Consider the following 401-nt stretch of genomic DNA (forward strand, 5'->3'; position numbering starts at 1 on the left):
CCCTGGCCGGCGACAACGATCCGCTGGATGCACTGGTGTTGACCCGCGAACCGCTGCATCCGGGCGTGATCGTGCGTTTCCGGCCGATCGGTTACCTGAAGATGATCGATGGCGGCGAGCACGACGAGAAGATCATCGGGGTGCCGACCGACAAGGTCGACCCGACCTACGCCAACATCCGGGACCTGGCGGACCTGCCGGAGGCCGAACGGCAGCGGATCGAAGCGTTCTTCCGCTTCTACAAGGACCTGCCGGCCGGGCGCAACCCGGTGCAGCTAAATGGCTGGGGCAACGCCGCCGAGGCACGGTCAGTGATCCGCGAGGCCATGCAGCGGTTCAAGCGCTAGAACCCCGCCGTGGGTGGGTGGCCGGACGCGCGCATCACCTTCACCGCCCCTGGC

Annotated in this window: 1 protein-coding gene; it reads left to right on the plus strand. The window is 67.3% G+C overall.

Going from position 1 to position 401, the window contains the following annotated elements:
- Positions 1-347: inorganic diphosphatase (locus KGQ19_RS48910; protein ID WP_212022524.1), on the plus strand; the 347-nt coding region annotated here is incomplete at its 5' end.
- Positions 348-401 lie beyond the last annotated feature (54 nt).

The sequence above is a fragment of the Catenulispora pinistramenti genome, assembly GCF_018274385.1.
Classification (GTDB): domain Bacteria; phylum Actinomycetota; class Actinomycetes; order Streptomycetales; family Catenulisporaceae; genus Catenulispora; species Catenulispora pinistramenti.